Annotated in this window: 1 pseudogene; it reads right to left on the reverse strand. The window is 47.7% G+C overall.

Features of this window, described 5'->3' with window-relative positions:
- Positions 1-405: pseudogene (locus tag KO525_RS04710) on the reverse strand (hypothetical protein); the annotation flags it as partial.

Consider the following 405-nt stretch of genomic DNA (forward strand, 5'->3'; position numbering starts at 1 on the left):
GTCACTGAACCTGTGTTTGTTACCGCTAAACCTAAGTCAGTGGTCGCATTATCTACGGTGATATTACCCGAGCCCGACGTCACAGTTACGAGTCCAACAAGATTGTTGGTATCTTCGTCTAACACCACCGCACCATTTGACGTGCTGGTATCGATTGTTGATGTCCCAGCAATATCTAACATGCCACTATCGGCAACACTGGTGGCATTGGTCACAACTAAGCTGCCCATGATGCCTTCAACCATTAATGCACCCGCATTTTCAATCGTAACACTGCCTGATGTGGTAGTGACTAAGCCTAATGCGTTGGTATTGTTATCTAACGTAATGTTGCCCGTACCTGCAGTTATGCTCACGGCACCACCGAGGTTATTGGCATCGTCGTCCAACATCACCGAGCCATTT

Origin of the sequence: Psychrosphaera sp. B3R10, assembly GCF_018861025.1 — a bacterium.
Classification (GTDB): domain Bacteria; phylum Pseudomonadota; class Gammaproteobacteria; order Enterobacterales; family Alteromonadaceae; genus Psychrosphaera; species Psychrosphaera algicola.